Origin of the sequence: Streptomyces sp. NPDC005483, from assembly GCF_040606035.1 — a bacterium.
In the GTDB taxonomy this organism is placed as follows: Bacteria; Actinomycetota; Actinomycetes; order Streptomycetales; family Streptomycetaceae; genus Streptomyces.
On record NZ_JBEXEA010000006.1, the window covers coordinates 370830 to 387447 of the forward strand.

At 72.4% G+C, this 16618-nt stretch carries 15 protein-coding genes; 8 read left to right on the forward strand and 7 right to left on the reverse strand.

The window, feature by feature from the left end; translation table 11 throughout:
• Positions 1-27 precede the first annotated feature (27 nt).
• The gene (locus ABZT06_RS15000) at positions 28-2007 is read right to left on the reverse strand and encodes an AfsR/SARP family transcriptional regulator (RefSeq protein WP_355740197.1); all 1980 of its coding nucleotides are present in this window, start codon (positions 2005-2007) and stop codon (positions 28-30) included.
• A gap of 119 nt (positions 2008-2126) precedes the next feature.
• Between ABZT06_RS15000 and ABZT06_RS15005 the strand changes: the two genes are divergently transcribed.
• Positions 2127-3011 (forward strand): alpha/beta hydrolase, encoded by an 885-nt coding sequence (locus tag ABZT06_RS15005; protein WP_355740131.1) that lies wholly within the window; start codon positions 2127-2129, stop codon positions 3009-3011.
• 78 nt (positions 3012-3089) lie between these two features.
• Here the strand turns inward: ABZT06_RS15005 and ABZT06_RS15010 are convergent, their stop codons facing one another.
• The 3 genes from ABZT06_RS15010 to ABZT06_RS15020 all read right to left on the reverse strand — a co-directional run bounded on the left by ABZT06_RS15010 (position 3090) and on the right by ABZT06_RS15020 (position 5685).
• Positions 3090-3536 (reverse strand): hypothetical protein, encoded by a 447-nt coding sequence (locus ABZT06_RS15010; protein WP_355740133.1) that lies wholly within the window; start codon positions 3534-3536, stop codon positions 3090-3092.
• Positions 3537-3702: 166 nt separating this feature from the next.
• Positions 3703-3939, reverse strand: coding sequence for a hypothetical protein (locus ABZT06_RS15015; protein WP_355740135.1), 237 nt, complete (start codon positions 3937-3939; stop codon positions 3703-3705).
• Positions 3940-4161: 222 nt separating this feature from the next.
• Positions 4162-5685, reverse strand: a complete 1524-nt coding sequence (locus ABZT06_RS15020; RefSeq protein WP_355740137.1) for a helix-turn-helix domain-containing protein — start codon at positions 5683-5685, stop codon at positions 4162-4164.
• Positions 5686-6429: 744 nt separating this feature from the next.
• Here ABZT06_RS15020 and ABZT06_RS15025 point away from each other — a divergent pair.
• Together ABZT06_RS15025 and ABZT06_RS15030 are read left to right on the forward strand one after the other, a co-directional pair.
• Positions 6430-7050 (forward strand): L-threonylcarbamoyladenylate synthase, encoded by a 621-nt coding sequence (locus ABZT06_RS15025; RefSeq protein ID WP_355740139.1) that lies wholly within the window; start codon positions 6430-6432, stop codon positions 7048-7050.
• A 123-nt stretch (positions 7051-7173) separates the two neighbouring features.
• Entirely contained in the window at positions 7174-7929 is a 756-nt protein-coding gene (locus ABZT06_RS15030) for a dienelactone hydrolase family protein (RefSeq protein WP_355740141.1), read from the forward strand.
• A gap of 18 nt (positions 7930-7947) precedes the next feature.
• Here ABZT06_RS15030 and ABZT06_RS15035 read toward each other — a convergent pair whose 3' ends face one another.
• Positions 7948-9999: a prolyl oligopeptidase family serine peptidase gene (locus ABZT06_RS15035; protein ID WP_355740143.1), complete on the reverse strand. Its 2052-nt coding sequence runs from the start codon at positions 9997-9999 to the stop codon at positions 7948-7950.
• A 160-nt stretch (positions 10000-10159) separates the two neighbouring features.
• On the opposite strand from ABZT06_RS15035, the gene ABZT06_RS15040 reads away from it, so the two are divergent.
• The gene (locus ABZT06_RS15040) at positions 10160-11533 is read left to right on the forward strand and encodes a DEAD/DEAH box helicase (RefSeq protein ID WP_355740145.1); all 1374 of its coding nucleotides are present in this window, start codon (positions 10160-10162) and stop codon (positions 11531-11533) included.
• 69 nt (positions 11534-11602) lie between these two features.
• Here ABZT06_RS15040 and ABZT06_RS15045 read toward each other — a convergent pair whose 3' ends face one another.
• Positions 11603-12466, reverse strand: a complete 864-nt coding sequence (locus ABZT06_RS15045) for a helix-turn-helix transcriptional regulator (RefSeq protein ID WP_355740147.1) — start codon at positions 12464-12466, stop codon at positions 11603-11605.
• 144 nt (positions 12467-12610) lie between these two features.
• Here ABZT06_RS15045 and ABZT06_RS15050 point away from each other — a divergent pair, with 144 nt between their 5' ends.
• From ABZT06_RS15050 to ABZT06_RS15060, 3 genes are all read left to right on the forward strand, one after another.
• On the forward strand, positions 12611-12826 hold the full coding sequence (locus ABZT06_RS15050) for a 4-oxalocrotonate tautomerase family protein (RefSeq protein ID WP_355740149.1): 216 nt from the start codon (positions 12611-12613) through the stop codon (positions 12824-12826).
• A gap of 89 nt (positions 12827-12915) precedes the next feature.
• Positions 12916-13608, forward strand: coding sequence for a 2-phosphosulfolactate phosphatase (locus ABZT06_RS15055; RefSeq protein ID WP_355740151.1), 693 nt, complete (start codon positions 12916-12918; stop codon positions 13606-13608).
• Positions 13609-13676: 68 nt separating this feature from the next.
• Positions 13677-14447, forward strand: a complete 771-nt coding sequence (locus tag ABZT06_RS15060; protein WP_355740153.1) for an alpha/beta hydrolase — start codon at positions 13677-13679, stop codon at positions 14445-14447.
• 86 nt (positions 14448-14533) lie between these two features.
• On the opposite strand, the gene ABZT06_RS15065 is transcribed toward ABZT06_RS15060, so the two are convergent.
• The gene (locus ABZT06_RS15065) at positions 14534-15316 is read right to left on the reverse strand and encodes an SDR family oxidoreductase (RefSeq protein ID WP_355740155.1); all 783 of its coding nucleotides are present in this window, start codon (positions 15314-15316) and stop codon (positions 14534-14536) included.
• Between the two features lie 268 nt (positions 15317-15584).
• Here ABZT06_RS15065 and ABZT06_RS15070 point away from each other — a divergent pair, with 268 nt between their 5' ends.
• Positions 15585-16478 (forward strand): MHYT domain-containing protein, encoded by an 894-nt coding sequence (locus ABZT06_RS15070; RefSeq protein WP_355740157.1) that lies wholly within the window; start codon positions 15585-15587, stop codon positions 16476-16478.
• The last annotated feature ends 140 nt before the right edge of the window (positions 16479-16618 follow it).

Consider the following 16618-nt stretch of genomic DNA (forward strand, 5'->3'; position numbering starts at 1 on the left):
AACGCTAAGCCTGCGGCCCGACCAAGGTCAAGATGCGTGCACGGTGAACGCGGCGGCCAGCGCGTCCAGATGGTCCGCGACCGGACCCGCGGTGAGCAAACCGCTCGCGGCGCCCGCGAGTTCGCCCCTTGCGGGGGCGAGTGCTTCCTGGGCGCGCCGCATCTGGGGACGGTCGCCCACCTGGATCGCCGCGCGGGCGAGCAGGCTCCACAGCGCCTCGTACAGCAGGTCCCCGGGCGGGGAAGGGACGTCGGCCAACAGGCGTGCGGCGTCCTGGTCGCGTCCTTCGGTGAGCAGCAACAGGGGGCGCACCCACGGTTCGTAGGGGCCCCAGTCGGTGTGCGGGTCGGCGGTGACGGGGAGGCCGTGGTGCAGCCGGAGGCACAGCAGGGCGAGGGGGAGCAGTCCGTGTTCCAGGCCGGGCATGCCCGCGCCCGCAAGGGACTTGGCGGCCTCCCGGTACGCGGCCTCCCCGAGGTGCGGGGGCTGTGTCGCCGCGGTGCGCAGTGCGCGGTACCACGTGGTGAAGACGGCGACGAGGGGGAGATCGTGGCGCTCGGCGAGCGCGTCGGCGGCCGCCGCGTGACGGTCGGCTGCCGTGAAGTCGGCTGTGGCGCAGCGGGCTTGCAGCCGGATCAGGTAACCGAGGACCTCGTGGGTGAACAGGCCGTGCTGTGCGGCCACTTCGGTGATCTCCGCGCCGGTCCGGTCCCGTCGGCCGGCGAGTCCGGCTCGTTCGAAGGTCTGCATGAACAGGCCGTTGAGGGCGAAGACGAGCAGGTTGGCGTCGTTGAGTCGCCGTGCGCTCGCCACGGCCTGGTGGGCCGCCTGGCGGGCGCGTGTCCCGCCGGGCAGGGTGCCGCGCGACTCCACGGCCACGGTGGCCAGGAGCCGTGCCCTCGCCGACTCGTGCGCGCCCGGCGGCAGAAGGCGCAGGGTGCGTTCCGCGGCGCCCACCAGCCGGTCGGCCTGGTCCGGGTCGTCGGAGCGGGTCCAGACGGCGGGGACGTCGTAGACGCCGATGACGCGGGCCGTCAGCTCCGGATCGCCCAGCTGCTCGGCCGCCGCGACGGCCGCGGCGCGGTGCCGTCGTGCCGCCTCCAGGCCGCCGCCTCCGGTGACGGCGAGGTCGCGCATGAGAACCGCGGTCGATTCCAGACGGGTACGTGCGCCCAGAGGGACCATGCTCTCGTACGACGCGGAGGCCTCGGCCCAGACCTGCGCGGCCGTGTCCGAGGGGCCCGGGTCCAGGTGGCCGGCGTGTCGCAGGATGTCCTGTTCGGTGCGGTTCAGCCGCGGGCCCGGCTCCACACCGAGCTGCTCGCGCAGCAGCCGGCGGGCGCGCCGCAGGACGGACAGGGCGTCGGCCTGGCGTCCAGAGCGGTACAGGGCGAGCGCGAGCAGCCGCCACGCGTCCTCCCGCCAGGGATGCTCGGCCACGTGGGCGTCCAGGTCCACGACCGCGTCGGCGGCGGCGCCGAGGGCGAGCTGGGCCTCGGCCCGGCGTTCGACGGTGGTCAGCCGGAGTTCGGCGAGCCGGGAGCGTTCCGCACGGGCCCAGGGCTCCTCGGCGAAGTCGGCGTAGGCGGGGCCGCGCCACAGTTCAAGAGCTTCGGTCAGGCGGGGCGCCGCCTGCGCGGGCGGCAGATCCGCCGAGGCGGCGACGCTGTGCTCGAACCGCCAGGCGTCGACGTGGGCGGGTTCGGTGCGCAGGGCGTAGCCGGGGCCCTCGGTGACGAGGAGCCGGGACGGGGCCCGGCGGGGCCGCTCGGGTTCCAGCGCGCGCCGCAGTCCGGCGACGAAGGTCCGGACGGTGCCCACCGCGTCCGCCGGCGGGTCCCCGCCCCACAGGTCCTCCACCAGGCGGGGAACGGGCACGACCCTGCGGCGGGCGACGAGGAGCCGAGCCAGCACGGCGCGATGCCTGGGGCCCTTGAGGGCGATCGGTTCGCCGGTCCCGCTCCAGGCGGCCACGGCCCCCAGGACTCCGAACTCGACCACGCGCACGTCCTCAACGTACACGCGTTCATCCGTTGCTCATTCACTCCCCTGACGCTGGGTTCATCGGCGCCACGGACCCGGACGCCGATGCCTTCCCTCGCCGTACGACCGAAGAGAGCCCCGCCGTGAAGCCCACCATCGCCGGATTCGAGTACCAGCGCGTGTCCGTCGCCGAGGACGTCTCCCTGCGGGTGGCCGTAGGAGGGACCGGCACACCCCTGGTCCTGCTGCACGGCTTCCCGCAGACCCATCTGATGTGGCGCCATGTCGCGACGGACCTCGCGGCCGACCACACCGTGATCTGCCCCGACCTGCGCGGCTACGGCGACAGCGACAAACCGCGCGAGGACGGCCCCCACACCTATTCCAAGCGGACCATGGCCGACGACGTCGTCACCCTCGCGCATCGGCTGGGGCACTCCCGGTTCGCGCTGGCCGGGCACGACCGGGGCGCGCTGGTGGCCTTCCGCGCGGGCCTCGACCATCCGGACGCGGTCTCCCATCTGGCCTGTCTGGACATCCTGCCGACGTTCGACATGTGGGACGCCCTGCACGGCACGTCGGCGGCGGTCGCCTTCCACCTCTACCTCATGGCCCAGCCGCCCGGTCTCGCCGAGCGGATGATCTCCGCGAGTGCGGACGCGTTCTTCGGCCACTTCCTCGACGTGTGGGCGAACCGCCCCGACGCGATCCCTGCGGAGGTCCGTGCCGAGTACCTTCGGGCCTGCCGCGAGGCGGTGCCGTCGATCGTCGCCGACTACCGCGCCTCCGCGGGCGTCGACGTCGAGCACGACGAGGCCGACCGGGCCGCGAAGAACCGGCTGGGCATGCCGGTGACCGTGCTCCAGCAGGACTGGGGCGCCGCGCTCGGCTACGAGGCCACGACCCTGTGGCAGGCCTGGGCCGACGACCTGCGTCATACGACCGTCTCCTGCGGCCACTTCATGGCGGAGGAGGCGCCGGCGGACGTTGCCGAGGCCCTGCGGGAACTCACTCTCCGGGGAGCGTGACCCCTCGCTCCCCCTGTACGGCTCTGCACGCTCGTCGCCTGACGGTGGGCGGTGCCGGGGACGTGCCCGGCACCGGAGCTACGAGGTGCCCCGCAGTTGCCGTATGGTCCCGCCGAGCTTGTTCCTGGCCTGTTCCAGGTGCTCCGCCTTGGTGCTGACCACCCAGCGCGGGCCCACGAGGTACGTGCCGCCGTAGACACTGGCCGCGTCGAGCCACGCCTCCTTGTACTTCTCCGCGGGGAAGGTGGTGATGCGGTAGTCGGCCTGCTGCGAGTGGCACAGTCCCTCGCGCAGTTCGTCCGCCTCGATCCGGATCTCGGCCTCGCAGCCGGCCAGCCCCGCGATCACCTCGATCCTGGGCGGGGCCACGATGCCGGCGGTGGGCACGGCGGAACTCTTCGACGGCCGCGGCGTCCTGGCCCTGTCGTCCTCGCCTCCGCCGCAGGCCGTGACCAGTGCGAGGCCCCCGACGAGGGTGCCGAGTCGCACCGCGGCGTTCCGATCGTGGTGTCCTCGTCGCGGCACGAGCCTCTCCGTATCCGTTCGGCGTACGACTACGCCCTGGGGTACGGAAGTTGGCTCACGGCTGTTCAGTCGCTGCGCGTCCCGAGGAGCGCGGCGCCGCAGCACGTTTCCGTGCATGACGGAAGGGCCGGACACCCGTCTGTCCGGCCCTTCCGCACCTACCGGGTCAGCCGCCGTTCAGGCGGGCGCGCAGGAGCTCCTTGCCGATCTCGGCGCCCTTGCGGCTGTCCGCCTGGGCCTTGCGGAACAGGTCGGCGACCTCGGTGTCCTTGCCGCCTTCCGCGTCCTGGATGTAGCTCTCCAGTCGCAGCGCGTTGCTCAGGCACGCCTCGACGTACCAGATCAGGTTGTAGTCCTTGTCCGGCGTGCCGGTCGCGCCGCCGGTCTCCGTGCTGCTGGTCATTCCGGCCTCCTCCAGCGGCGGTCGTTCCGGAGCCGGACGAGTACCCGTCGTACGCGGGTCAGTCACACCGGGCGGGAAATCCGGAGGCGGCCCGCGCGGAGAAACGTCGCAGGGGGCGCGACCGGTCCCCCGTTCCGGTCGTTCCCCCTGCGGTGCGTCGAACCTACGTGACCTGCGCACCCTTGTGAATCGCGTCGATGCCCGCTGTGCGCGGCACAGGGCTCACCTGTGCACAGGTGCGTCCGGATGGCCCGGATCGTCCCGGAGCAGGACGGGGTGTGCGAGTTCGCCGGTCGCCAGATGGGCCAGGACGACCTCGTAGAGGTCGCTGCCGGAGGCGATCAGCCTGCGTTCGAGAGCCGGTTCCGCGCTGCGGACGTGTTCGCGGACGGTCTGCGCGTGGACGGCCAGGGCCTGCGCGGCCCGTTCCGCGTTGCCGCCGGCGGCGATCCAGCTGCGCAGGGTGCGACGCAGGTCGCGGGCGTCGCCGTCCAGGCGTCCCAGCAGCTCCCGTGCCCAGGTCACCAGCGCGGGTCCGGTCAGCAGGTCGCCCAGCCGGACGTGGTTCCGCCGGGCGCCGCCGTGATCACCCTGTCCGTCCGCGAGGCTCACCTGGGTGCTCAGGGCCAGGTGGACGGTCGCGCGGACGGTCAGGTCGGTGAAGTCGGTACGCAGCAGGGACTCGACGCGTTCCATGCGGGCGCGGACGGTGTTGCGGCTGACGCCGAGGACCTTGGCGGCGCTCACGGCGGTGAACTCCAGGCCGAGGCGGGTGGTGACGAGCAGTTCGGCGCGCGTGTGGTGCGGCAGGGTGTCGAGCGGGCGCAGCAGCCGGGCGGTCCACTCACGCAGCGCGGCCGGGTCCATCAGGCGTTCGGGGCGGTTGCGTTCGGCGTACAGCGCGGCCTTGTCCGGTCGTACGCGCGCCACGGCGAGGGCACTGACCGCCTGCCCGTAGGCAGTGGCGGTCCGGGCGAGACTCTGCCGGGAGCTGCCGCCGAGCAGGGTGCCGGGGGTGCGGTCGACGAGCGAGCGCAGGGCCTCGCCCGCCGCGTCCCCCGTGGTCACGATGATCACGTGTTCGTCCATGGCCGGGCAGCGCACCACCAGGGCCCGGTCGCCGGTCACGCCGAGGCACTCCTCGACGAGCCGGTCGCGTTCCGCGGGGTCGCCTTCGAGGACGTAGACGCAGGCCGTGTCGGTGTCGAGCAGGCCGGGCCACAGTCCTGCGGCGACGCGGCGCGCCGAGACGGTGTCCTCCACCATGAGCAACTGGAGTATGGCCAGGCGCAGATCGGACGTGGCCCGCTTCAGGCGCCGTCCGGCCTCGGTCGTCTCACGGGCGCGCAGCAGGAGTTCGAGGACCTGGACGGTGTGCGTGAGGATGTCGGAGGTGCCCCGGTCGAAGGGTTCCGGGCGGGCCACCGCGAGCACTCCGGCTCCGGCGGACGCCGGATTCTGCTGCTCGACCCTGACCAGGCGCAGGTGGCCGTCCTCGTCCGCCGTGGCCGCGGAGGCGATGCGTCCGGCGAGGATGTCGGCGACGAGGTTCTCGTCCAGTTGCATGGGTGTTCCGGCGACGAGGGCTCCGCTGGGGTCCTGGAGCGCGGCCGTGCCGTTCACGGTCTCCGCGAGCCAGGCGACGACCCGGCGGACGTCACGTCCCGTCGGCCGCAGATGGTCGAGGAGTTCCCGCGCCCATGTCGGGGTTCCGGCGCCCGTCGCCGGGCCAGTCTTTTCTGACATACCGCTCGGGACGTTACCCCACGTGCTGCGGACGGACACTCGGCCGGACTCGGTCAAATGGGGAGGTGTCGTGTGTGCAGATGACCGTCGAGCGGAGATCGGGCCGGGTCCGCGGGCAGAGGTGCGGTGAGGGGGGGCCGCACCTCTCGGCCCCCCGGCAGGAAGCGGTGTTGTCGGTGCTGGGCAGGAGTGTTCGGGGCGTACGAGTCCGTCCGCGGCGAAGGTAGCGAAGGCCCGGGAGGTCAGCGCGTGGCGGGCACACGGGACCACTCCCCCGGCCTCGCGCGCGCCCGGCGGTCCACTGGCCGACATCGGCCGCCGCCTTTCCTGGGGCCGGCCCTCGATGACGGCGTGGCCCACGAGCGGCCCGTCGGCCGCCGGATCGGCGTCGCGCCTGTGCCGTCGCCGTGCCTCGACGGCGGCCAAGGCGACCGGATCCGGTCGTACGGGTGGGTGGCGCGGTCGTGGACCAGTCGTACGGCGCGGGGCGGCGCGCACCGGCTCCGGCCCGACGGCCGCACAGGCGAGCATCCCGAGAGAAGGCGGCGCAAGCGTGGATGGCGCGGTCGTGGACCAGACAGTACGGGGCGCGACGGCGCGCACCGGCTCCGGCCCGACGGCCGCACAGGCGAGCCTCCCGAGGGAAGGCGGCGCGAGCCTCGGGGGCGCCGCTGGGCGCCGCCCCGACCTGCTCCGCCGCCCCGGCTGCGTCGGCGCCGTGCGCCGACGGCATAAGCTCGACGGATGGCGAAGTACTTCGACGTGCACCCCGACAACCCGCAACCCCGCACCATCTCCCAGATCGCCGAGAGCATCCGGTCGGACGCGCTGATCGCGTATCCGACGGACTCCTGCTACGCGCTCGGGTGCCGGCTGGGGAGCCGTGACGGCATCGACCGGATCCGGACCATCCGGCATCTGGACGACCGGCACCACTTCACCCTGGTCTGCCAGGACTTCGCGCAGCTCGGCCAGTTCGTACGGGTCGACAAGGACGTGTTCCGCGCGATCAAGGCGTCCACGCCCGGCAGTTACACCTTCATCCTCCCGGCGACGAAGGAGGTTCCGCGCATGCTCCAGCACCCGAAGAAGAAGACGGTGGGCGTGCGCATCCCCGACCACGTCGTCACCCAGGCGCTGCTCACCGAGCTCGGGGAGCCGCTGCTGTCGAGCACCCTGCTGCTGCCCGACGAGGAGGAGCCGATGACCCAGGGCTGGGAGATCAAGGACCGTCTCGATCATGTGCTGGACGGGGTCGTCGACTCCGGGGACTGCGGCACCGAACCGACGACGGTGATCGACTTCTCAGGCGGCGAGGCGGAGATCGTGCGCCACGGTGCGGGTGACACCAGCAGGTTCGAGTAAAGCGGCTCTCAAGCGGGAGGGGGCTGCGGCAGCCAGTTGGATGGTGCGTGCAACCATGTGCCCGGCCCGGTTCCGCCGGGTCGGCGACCTGCTCGCCGTCGCACGCACAGAGAGGCACCCCACATGACCTCCGTACAGGGAACCGCCGTCGACATCCCCACCGAGGACGGCGTCGCCGACGCCTATCTGGCCCACCCGGGCGACGGTGCGCCGCGGCCGGCCGTCCTCGTCTTCCAGGACGCCTTCGGGCTGCGCCCGCAGCTGAGGTCGATGGCCGACCGGCTCGCCGAGGCCGGCTACACGGTCCTGGTGCCCAACGTGTTCTACCGCCACGGGCGCGCGCCCGTCTTCGAGCTGCCCGAGTTCATCGACCCCGGTGCGCGGCCGGAGATCTTCGAGAAGATCGTGCCGGTCATGCAGGCGCTGACGCCCGAGCTCGCGATGCGGGACGCCGGGGCGTATCTGCGCTGGCTGGCCGAGCGCCCCGAGGTCGCCGACGGCCCGGTCGCCCTCACCGGCTACTGCATGGGCGCACGGCTGTCCCTGCTCACCGCCGGCACCTACCCGGACCGGGTGGCGGCGGCGGCCGGCTTCCACGGCGGCCGCCTGGCGACCGACGCTCCGGACAGCCCGCACCTGGTGGCCGGTCGCGTCACCGCCGAGCTGTACTTCGGTCACGCCGACGACGACCCGTCGCTGCCTCCGGAGCAGATCGAGCGCCTCGCCGCCGCGCTGACCGAGGCCGGGGTCCGTCACCGGTGCGAGGTCTACGAAGGCGCCCCGCACGGTTTCACCCAGGCCGACACCGCCTCGTACCACCCCGAGGGCGACGAGCGGCACTGGGCCGCGCTGCTCGACCTGCTCAAGCGCACGTTCTAGGACGGGCGCCGTACCGGGTCATGGGCGGGTCCTTGTCGTCTCGACGTCCAAGTGGCGCCGCAGGAACCGCACCTGCCGGTCCAGCAGGTTGCCGGTGAGCGTCGAGCCGATCGGCTGGTGCCCGGTGCCCGGCAGCAGCAGGAGTTCGTGCGGGCGCCCTGCGGACCGTAGCGCCTCCGAGAGGCGAAGGGTGTTGACCGGCGGGACGTTGGTGTCGGTCAGGCCGTGGATCAGCAGGAGCGGGCGGGCCAGGCGAGACGCGTCGAGGAGCAGGTTGCAGGCGTCGTACCGGTCCGGGAACGCGTCGGGGTGGCCGAGGAAGCGCTCGCGCCAGTGCGCGGCGTAGAGCCGCTGGTCGGCGACGCCCGCGCCGGCCACGGCGGCGTGGAACACGTCGGGGCGGCGCAGCACGGCCAGGGCGGCGAGCGCACCGCCGAAGGACCAGCCACGCACGGCGACCCGGCCGAGATCGAGGTCGGGGTACTGGCGGGCGGCCTCGTGCAGGGCGGCGACCTGGTCATCGAGGACGGGCCCGAACAGGTCGCCGTGCACCTCGCGCTCCCAGTCGGGGCCGCGGCCGGGGGTGCCGCGGCCGTCGGTCGTGAGCACCGCGAATTTCTGCTCGGCGAACCACTGCGACAGCAGGACCCGCCAGTCCGTCTCCGTGGTGACGCGCTGGAGGCCCGCTCCGCCGTACGAGTCGACGAGCACCGGCAGCGGTCCGTCGCCCCGGCGATGCCAGGAGGGGAAGTGGAGCCGGGCGCGCAGCGCGCGGGGCCCGAGGACAACGCTGTGCGCATGGAGGCCGAGCACGGGGCGTTCGGCGTACGACAGGACAGCGACCGCCGGCCCGCCCGCGTGCACCACCTCGGCCCGTCCGCCGGGCCGCTCGGCGTCACGGGTGCCCCGGACCAGGGTGCCGCCGCGGGAGGCGCCGGAGTGGACACCGGGGCCCGAACTCAGCTTCCGGAGACCGGACTCGGGGCCGTGGCTCCACAGATGGGTCTCGGTGGGATCGTCGGAGGCCGTGAACAGGACCTCGTCGCCGTCGGTGCCGAGCACGGCCCGGAGCTGAAGTCCCCGGGGAGTCACCGGAGTTCCGTCCCGCGTGAGGTGTCTCGTGCCTCGCAGGTCGCGGTGGGCGAGGAGAGCTCCGGAGTCCGTGCGGGCGGGCAGCCCGGGCACGAGTTGTACCCAGCAGGCGTCGCGCTGCTCGTCCAGGACGGCCGTCCGCCCGTCGGTCGGACCGATGCCGAGGAACCGCACGGTGCGTTGGTCACGGGTCTGCACGAGGGCCCAGGGGCCGTGTGCGTCCCATCCCGCTCCCACCACGTACTCGAAGGCCGCGCGGTCCCAACTCACCGGCACGGACGGGCCGTCGAGTGCGGTGAGCCACAGGGTGACGTCCGGGTTCGGGGTTCCGGCCAGGGCGGTGCGGGACGCCGGCGGTCCGGTCTGATCGGTCGCCGGCCAGGGCAGCACCTTCGTGAAGTCCGTTTGCGCCGACAGCAGTTGGCCGCCGTCCGGAGACCACCAGTACCCGCGGGTGCCGTCGAGGGACGTGGCACCCGTGTGCACGGCGGTTCCGAACTCGACGCCGGGGGCGCCGGGTTCGACCACCGCACGGTCCCCGGAGCCGTCCGCCACCGTCACGCGCAGGGCGCCGTGTGAGACGTAGGCGATGTGCCGGCCGGTCGGATCGGGCCAGGGATCCGAGACCGGGCCGACCGCGGGCAGCCTTCGAGGCTCCCCCTTGCCCGAGTCCAGCTTCCAGAGAGCGCCGGCAAGGGCGAAGGCGACGACACCGGTCGCCGCGTCGGCGCCGTACGCCTCGATGCCGGCCGTTCGCGGCGTCCGCCTCTTCGCGAGCAGCCGGACTGGGTCGGCCAGCAGCCTTTCCCTGCCCGAGCCGACGTCCAGCGCCCACAGACAGGTGGCCGGATCGTCGCCCGTGCGCCCACGCAGGAACAGGACGGTCCCTCCGTCGGAGGAGACGGTGAACCGCTCGGGGACGCCTCGGGTGAAACGGCAGGTGCGGACGAGTTGTTCGGGGAGGCTGGTGGGCGCCATGCCGGTGTTTCTTCCACCATCGCCACTCGTCAAACGTGTGTTCGATTAAATTCCCGGGGGCCGGACCTCAACCATCACTTTGTGTTACCGTCTAACGTTTGCGCGCTCATGACTTCCTGCCGGGCCTTCCTCGGTACGTCCCCTCTGCGGAAGGCTCTCCATGGACCAGCCCGACCACCGCGGCACAGCGGCCCCTGCCGTCTCCTTCGCCGACCTGGCACTCCCCGCCCAGGTGCTGCGCACCCTCGCCGAGCGCGACGTGCGCGAGCCTTTCCCCATCCAGGCGGCCACGCTGCCCGACGCCCTCGCAGGACGCGACGTCCTGGGGCGCGGGCGCACCGGATCGGGCAAGACCCTCGCGTTCGGTCTCCCGCTGCTCGTCCGGACGGCCGGGCAGCGTGCGGAGGCGAAGCAGCCCCTGGCGCTGATCCTCGTGCCCACCCGGGAGCTCGCCCAACAGGTCACGGAGGCCCTGGCACCGTATGCCGACGCATTGCGGCTGCGGATGGCCGCGGTCGTCGGCGGTATGTCGATCGGGCGGCAGATCGCCGCGCTGCGGGAGGGGGCCGAGATCGTCGTCGCCACCCCCGGCCGGCTGCACGACCTCGTCGAGCGCAAGGCCTGCCGCCTGGGACGGGTGCGGATCACCGTTCTGGACGAGGCCGACCAGATGTGCGACATGGGCTTCCTGCCGCAGGTCACGGAGGTGCTCGACCAGGTGCGGCCCGAGGGCCAGCGGATGCTGTTCTCGGCCACCCTGGACCGCGATGTCGATCAGCTGGTCAGCGGCTACCTCCACGATCCCGTCGTCCACTCGGTCGACCCGTCCGCGGGCGCCGTCACGACGATGGATCACCATCTGCTGGTCGTCCACGGCCCCGACCGGTACGCCGTCACCACGGAGATCGCCGCCCGCGACGGCCGTGTGCTGCTGTTCCTGGACACCAAGCACGGAGTCGACCAGCTCACCCGGCATCTGCGGGCCGGCGGAGTGCACGCCGCGGCCCTGCACAGCGGCAAGTCCCAGCCGCAGCGCACCCGCACCCTCGCCCAGTTCAAGGACGGGCAGGTCACCGCCCTGGTCGCGACCAACGTCGCGGCCCGTGGCCTGCACATCGACGACCTGGATCTCGTGGTCAACGTGGAACCGCCCACCGACGCCAAGGACTATCTGCACCGCGCGGGCCGAACCGCCCGGGCGGGCGAGTCCGGACGGGTCGTCACCCTGGTGATGTCGGGCCAGCGCCGCGAGACGAGCCGTGTGATGACCGAGGCCGGCATCGAGCCGACCGTCACCAAGGTGCGCTCGGGCGAGGCGGAGCTGAGCCGGATCACCGGGGCCAGGGCCCCCTCCGGCACCCCGCTCGACCGCGCGCCCGCCGTACCCCGGCCCAAGAACACCAACGCCCCCTTCCGCGGGCTGGGCACCAGCAAGGACGCCTCCCGCGGCACCGGCGGCAAGTCCCGAAAGTCCGGTGAGGCCCGCAAGCTCGCCGAGGCCCGCAGGGCGGCACAGGTGCGTCGCGGCGGCTGACAGCCGTCGGCGTGACCGATCGACGCCTCGACCGAAAGGCCGAACCCGTCTCACCAGCAGGTCGCCCGCCTACCGGAACGTGGTCTCGCCGTCCGCCGACATGTCCTGCGTGCCGATGACGGAGAGCAGGTCCAGCTGGGCGGCGGCCTCGGTGCCGGGCGGGGCGCTGAACCAGAGCAGGCGCTGGCGTCCGTCCTCGCTGAACAGGGTGTGGCAGTCGACTTCGACGACTCCCAGCGCGGGGTGGACGATCCGCTTGTGGTCGGTCCGCCGCAGAGCGACGTCATGGGTGTCCCACAGGGCGGCGAACTCCTCGCTGCGGCGCCGCAGATCGGCCACCATCCCGGCGACCTCGGTGTCGCGACCGCGCCGGGCGGCGACGGCCCGGAGGTCGGCGACGAAGGCCCTGGAGTGCTGGGGGTGGTCCTCGGCGGGATAGACGGTGCGGGAGGCGGGGTCGGTGAACCACCGGTGGACGAAGCTGCCGGCCGCGCCGCGGCGGGTGGGAGCGCGGCCGATCAGCGCGGCCGCGAGTTCGTTCTGGACGAGGGTCTCGTGCAGGTCGGTGATGATCTGGGCGGGTGTGGTGGTGAGCCGGTCGAGCAGGCCGAGCAGGGCCGGCTGGGCATGGGCGTTCGGGCCCCGGGCCACCGTGGGGACGGGCCGGTCGGCCAGGTGGAACAGGTGGTCGCGCTCGTCGCCGCCGAGACGCAGCGCCCGGGCCAGCGCGGCCAGCACCTGCGCGGAGGGCTGGACGTCGCCTCCGCGTTCGAGCTCGGTGTAGTAGTCCGCCGACAGGCCGGCCAGCTGCGCGACCTCCTCGCGTCGCAGGCCGGGGACCCGGCGCCGCGGTCCGGTCGGCAGGCCGACGTCGGAGGGCCGTACGCGGTCGCGCCGGGACCTCAGGAACGCGGCGAGCTCGGCAAGGTTCATCCCGCCATCATCACGCGGGACGCCGCGGCGGAACCAGGGGATGCCGTCCCCAGGGTGGGCGCAGCCCTGGCTGAGCGTCCCGCGACGGACGACTGTGGTGGGCGTACAGCGTTCGCCGACCACCACACAGGGAGCAGCACCCTCATGCCCTTCGCGAACTTCAAGGTCCCTGCCGGCACCCTCACCGAGGAGCAGAAGCAGCAGATCGTCACCCGCACCACCGAGCTCTACGTGGACATCTACGGCGAACGCGCCCGCGCCGCCACCCTCGTCCTCGTGGAGGAGGTCCCCGACGGCGGCTGGGGCATCGGCGGCAACGTACTGACGCTCGCCGAACTCCGGCGGACTGCGGGGAGTTGACCGTTCTGTCGTGAGCGCACCGGGTCCGCGGCCGCCGTGGTGTCCCCCTCAACCGCCGGGCTGAGCCGGGCTGAGGCACTATGGGCCGGATGCGCTCTCACTTGCTTGGAATCCCGGAGCTGACGCGGACTCCCGCCGTCGCCGTCGTCATCGATGTCCTCCGCGCCTTCACGGTGGCCGCGGGGGCCTTCGCCGGTGGCGCCGAGAAGATCGTCCTCGCCGCCTCGGAGGACGAGGCCCTGGAGCTGAAGGCACGTCATCCGGGCTGGCTGGCCCTCAAGGACGGTGCGCCGGCGCCCGGCTTCGACGCGTTCAACTCCCCCGCCATGCTCGCGGCGCACGACCTCCGCGGCCGCACGATCGTGCAGAAGACCACCTCGGGGACGGTGGGCGCCCTGGCGGTCGCCGACGCGGAGTTGTTGCTGTGCGCGAGTTTCGTCGTGGCCGGCGCGACCGCGCGGTGTCTGCGTGAGCGTGGCGCGGAGGAGGTGACGTTCGTCGTCACCGGTGAGGAGGGGCGGGCTGAGGAGGACCGCGCGTGTGCCGAGTACATAGGGCGGCGCGTCGGGTCGGGCGAGGTGGACGCGGAGCCGTATCTCCGTCGGGCGGGGAACTCCCGTTGGGCGGCCTCGCTCGCGGAGCACGCACGGCGGGGGTACCCCGGGGTCCACCCGGACGACGTCGGCCTGTGCCTGGAGGCCGACCGGTTCCCGTTCGCCATGGTCGCGGGACGTGAAGGCACCCTCATGGTGCTGCGGCCGGTGCCCACCCCGCCCGCGTGACCTCGCACCGATGACTTCCGCGTCCGCGCCAGGTCACCCTCACAGACGACTTCCGCAGAACGGATGTGATGACCGTGCCGAACAGTTCCGCCTACGCCAAGGTCAACGGCCTGGAGATGTACTACGAGACCCACGGCGCCGCCCCCGGCGGAAGCCGCCCGCTGGTGCTGCTGCACGGTGGTGGCCTCACCGTCGGTCTGACCTTCTCCGCCGTGCTGCCCACCCTGGCCGCCGACCGGTGGATCGTGGCTCCCGAACTGCAGGGGCACGGCCACACCGCCGACACCGACCGTGAGATGACCGTGCCGGATCTGGCCTCGGACGTGGTGGCGCTGCTCGACGAACTCGGCATCCGGCAGGCCGACTTCCTCGGGTTCAGCCTCGGCGGGCTGACCGCGCTGGAGATCGCGGTGCGGCATCCGGAGCGCGTCGGACGGCTCGCGCTCGCCGCCACCATGTACACCCAGGACGGGGTCCACGACGAGGTCCGCGTCCCGGACTACGGCTCGCCCCGGCTGCCCAGCGAGGACGACTTCCAGGAGATGGCCGACACGTACGCGGCCACCGCACCGCATCCCGAGCACTTCCAGGACTTCCTCGCCAAGGTCTCGGCGGCCGCGCACGCCCCGCTCCCCTGGACCGCCGACGACCTGCGCGGGCTGCGCTCGCCCACACTGCTGCTCGTCGGCGACAGCGACTTCGTCCGCGTGGAGCACGCGGCGGAGATGCAACAGCTGATCCCCGAGGCACAGTTGGCCGTCCTGCCGGCCACCACGCACATGGCCCTCATGCACCGGGAGTCCCTGATGCTGCCGCTGCTGGGCGAGTTCTTCGGGTGACGCGTCGGCATGCGGTACAGAGCCGCGTGCCGAGACAGGGCTGAGGCCGAGGCGCGGACGAGGCCGGCCACGCCGACGGAACAGCCTTACCCGAAGCCACCGTTGCTCTTCAGCAGCTGCCCGTTGACCCACTGCCCCTCCCGTGAGCACAGGAAGTCCACCAGGTGGGCAGTGTCCTGCGGAGTGCCGAGGCGGCCGAGCGGCGTGGCACCGAGACAGTGCGCGCGGACCTCCTCGGTCATCCAACCGGTGTCGACGGGCCCGGGGTTGATGGCGTTGGCCGTCACGCCGAGGTGGGCGAGTTCGTGAGCGGCGGCCAGGGTGATGCGGTCCATGGCTCCCTTGCTCGCTCCGTAGGGCAGGTTTCCGACGGTGTGGTCGCTGGTGAGGCTGATGATGCGCCCGGTGCCCCGTTCCGCGGAGAAGCGGCGGCCGAACTCACGGATGAGCAGCCAGGTCGCGCGGGCGTTGACGGCGAAGTGCCGGTCGAAGCTCTCGACGGTGGTGTCGAGCAGCCCGGAGTCCACCGACTCGCAGTGGCTCATCACCAGCGCGGTGACGGGCCCGAGCCGTCGCTCCACCTCGCCGAAGACCAGGACCGGTGTCCCGGGGTCGGCGAGGTCCGCCTCGACGGCTACGACGGCCGCGCCCCGCTCGGACAGGCTCCTTTCGATCGCCTCGGTCGCGCCGGGCTCGGCGCCCCAGGCCATGCGGGCGTCGTACGGGTTCCAGTAGGTGAAGGCGATGTCCCACCCCGAGGCCGCCAGGCGTCGCGCGATCCCGGCGCCGATACCGGCGGTACGGCCCACACCGGTGATCAGGGCGAGGGGGCGGGTGGCGGAGGGCGGCTGTTCGGTGCGCGTGGTCACGGGGCGGGATCGTTCACCAACCACGGCGAACCGACAACCGCTTTTCGTCGAACGGGATCGCGCACAGGGAAATGGCTGAAAATTTCCCGACTCTGGCACATCCTCGATGCCCCGGAGTCCGCTTGGCCGAAACTCGTCTGCTCGTGACTAAAGTTCAACAGCGCTCTCCGCGAGTTCACCGCTTACCCCCGGTAATGCCTTGCTTTACCCGATCCCCAGCCGTAACCCTTCCACCACAACCAGCCATGACTCTGGGGGGAGTTGGCTTATGGAAGGTACGGTCGACGGGTTCCGCTACGGCGCGGTGACCCCGGTCGCCGCCTATCTCATGGCGTGCCTGGGAGGGGCTCTGGGGCTGCGCTGCATCGTGCGCACCCTGCTCAGCACCCAGTCGTGGAAGGCGGGCTGGCTGGCGCTCGGCGCCGCCTCGATCGGCTGCGGCATCTGGACGATGCACTTCATCGCCATGATCGGCTTCCAGGTCGTGGAGACCCGGATCCGCTACGACGCCGGACTCACCGTCCTCAGTCTCGCCGTGGCGATCGTCGTCGTGGGCATCGGCGTGTTCATCGTCGGCTATCGCGGCGCCAGCACTCTGAACCTGTCCTTCGCGGGCGTGATCACCGGGCTCGGCGTGGCGGCCATGCACTACCTCGGGATGGCGGCGCTGCACCTCAACGGGACCATCCGGTACGACGCCACCGCCGTCACGCTCTCCGTGGTCATCGCGATCGTCGCGGCGACCGCCGCACTGTGGGCGGCCGTCACGATCCGGGGTTTCCTGACGAGCCTCGGAGCCAGCCTGATCATGGGCGTCGCCGTGACGGGGATGCACTACACGGGCATGTCGGCGGTCAGCGTCCATGTGCACGACAGGACCGGTGGATCGTGGGCGGGCGACTCGCCCACCTCGCTGCTGCTGCCCATGCTCCTGGGACCGGCGATCTTCCTGCTGCTGGCCGGAGTCGTGGTCATGTTCGACCCGCTCCTGCTCGGCGAGGGCGACTGGAACCGCCCGTCCGCCAATACCGCCGACACCGCACGGCCGTCCGACTCACCCGTCGGGGACCAGCCGGGCCGGCAGGACCAGGAGGCCAGGGTGATCCACGCCCGCGCACCGCAGGATCCGCACTGGGCCGCACCGCACAGCCCGCAGAGGTGAGCCTCCCCCCGGAGTCCCCGCGGATCTGCTGATGGCCGGGAAGGGGGAGTGCCGTACGGCACTCCCCCTTCCCGGCCGCTCCTAGATCGTTGTTACAGAAAGGAAGAGCAAACGACTGAAAACCACTAACGAAAACCCAG

Bases quoted from the DNA above. Each gene is read 5' to 3' on its own strand.
- ABZT06_RS15020 (WP_355740137.1), bottom strand. From the start codon at position 5,685: ATGTCAGAAAAGACTGGCCCGGCGACGGGCGCCGGAACCCCGACATGG.
- ABZT06_RS15015 (WP_355740135.1), bottom strand. From the start codon at position 3,939: ATGACCAGCAGCACGGAGACCGGCGGCGCGACCGGCACGCCGGACAAG.
- ABZT06_RS15040 (WP_355740145.1), top strand. From the start codon at position 10,160: ATGGACCAGCCCGACCACCGCGGCACAGCGGCCCCTGCCGTCTCCTTC.
- ABZT06_RS15055 (WP_355740151.1), top strand. From the start codon at position 12,916: ATGCGCTCTCACTTGCTTGGAATCCCGGAGCTGACGCGGACTCCCGCC.
- ABZT06_RS15035 (WP_355740143.1), bottom strand. From the start codon at position 9,999: ATGGCGCCCACCAGCCTCCCCGAACAACTCGTCCGCACCTGCCGTTTC.
- ABZT06_RS15070 (WP_355740157.1), top strand. From the start codon at position 15,585: ATGGAAGGTACGGTCGACGGGTTCCGCTACGGCGCGGTGACCCCGGTC.
- ABZT06_RS15030 (WP_355740141.1), top strand. From the start codon at position 7,174: ATGACCTCCGTACAGGGAACCGCCGTCGACATCCCCACCGAGGACGGC.
- ABZT06_RS15045 (WP_355740147.1), bottom strand. From the start codon at position 12,466: ATGAACCTTGCCGAGCTCGCCGCGTTCCTGAGGTCCCGGCGCGACCGC.
- ABZT06_RS15025 (WP_355740139.1), top strand. From the start codon at position 6,430: ATGGCGAAGTACTTCGACGTGCACCCCGACAACCCGCAACCCCGCACC.
- ABZT06_RS15050 (WP_355740149.1), top strand. From the start codon at position 12,611: ATGCCCTTCGCGAACTTCAAGGTCCCTGCCGGCACCCTCACCGAGGAG.
- ABZT06_RS15060 (WP_355740153.1), top strand. From the start codon at position 13,677: ATGACCGTGCCGAACAGTTCCGCCTACGCCAAGGTCAACGGCCTGGAG.